This is a genomic window from Haliea sp. E1-2-M8, assembly GCF_030649675.1.
Lineage (GTDB): Bacteria > Pseudomonadota > Gammaproteobacteria > Pseudomonadales > Halieaceae > Haliea.
The window spans coordinates 1-1,390 of record NZ_JAUTDR010000070.1 but is presented as its reverse complement, the minus strand read 5'-3'; the positions used below and the strand labels follow the sequence as shown (position 1 = coordinate 1,390).

General features: G+C 61.7%; 1 pseudogene. It reads left to right on the top strand.

Going from position 1 to position 1,390, the window contains the following annotated elements:
- Positions 1-66: 66 nt before the first annotated feature.
- Positions 67-1,314: pseudogene (locus Q6D67_RS22040) on the top strand (transposase); the annotation flags it as partial.
- Positions 1,315-1,390: the final 76 nt, after the last annotated feature.

Here is a 1,390-nt window from a genome sequence, read left to right as displayed (position 1 = left end):
GACAATTAACGGCGTGCGGCCTCGAAATCGAGGCGATCAGCAACATAACGGTGAAGGGCACATAACCCCGACAACCTGCGGTCCGGGGTGAGCAAGGCTCACCGCTACGAGCCCGACACCAACCCCACCTACCAGGACATGGCCTCCCACTACGGCGTCGCGGTGTTGCCGGCGCGGGTTCGTCGCCCGCGCGACAAAGCCAAGGTAGAGGGCGGAGTGCTGGTGGTGGAACGGTGGATTCTGGCGGCACTGCGTCACCGCCAGTTCTTCTCCCTGCGCGAACTCAATGCCGCCATCAGCGAGCTGCTGGTGAAGCTCAGCAATCGTCCCTTCCGCAAGCTGCCCGGTTGCCGCCGGGAGCACTTCGAGCAGCTGGATCGGCCGGCGCTTCAACCCCTGCCGGCGGAGCCCTACGTGCATGCCGAGTGGAAGAAGGCCCGGGTTCACATCGATTACCACGTAGCCATCGACGGGCATTACTACTCCGTACCCCATGCCTTGATCAAGCGCGAGGTCGATGTGCGCATGACGCACAACACGATCGAGTGTTTCCACCGCGGCGAACGGGTGGCCAGTCATCAACGTTCCAATCTGAAGCGGCGCCACACCACCGTGGCAGCCCACATGCCGGAGTCCCACCGCCAGGCGGGGGAATGGTCACCGGATCGTCCGGTAGTGTTGTATGACTACGATCCGGGTCGCGGCCAGACTGTGCCATTGCGCCTGCTGGCGGGCTTCAAGGGTTATCTGCAGACGGACGGCTACGATGGATACAACGCCGTGGTGGCGGCGCAGCAACTCACCCACGTTGGCTGCATGGCTCACGCCCGTCGCCGANTGGCGGGCTTCAAGGGTTATCTGCAGACGGACGGCTACGATGGATACAACGCCGTGGTGGCGGCGCAGCAACTCACCCACGTTGGCTGCATGGCTCACGCCCGTCGCCGATTCAGTGAGGCGGTGAAGGCGCAGGGCAAGAACGGGAAAACCGGCAAGGCCCACCAGGGCCTGGCCTTTATCCAGAAACTGTACCGGGTGGAAACGGAGGCGCGGCACCTGCAGCCGGAACAGCGTCCTGAGCTGCGGCAGGAGAGGGAGGATCGCAGATGGGGGAGTTGGTTTCAGATGTTGCTAATTTTGCCTCTGCTGACTGGGTCGAGGTTTGATTGCACCCTTTTTAAAAAGTTGACGGCACCTCCACCTTCTTCGCCACAACGTCCTTCCCTGGGGGTAGTCGGGGGCAGAATCGGGACGACAATCAAAGCACCAGATAGGGCGCAATCAAGTGTAATGAGCAGAACGGCAGCTGAGTAACATCTGGTAGTGTCCCCATGAGTGGTGTAAATCTTCACGGTGGAGTGGCGGCCACCGTGGGTCTCCGTAAACTGGA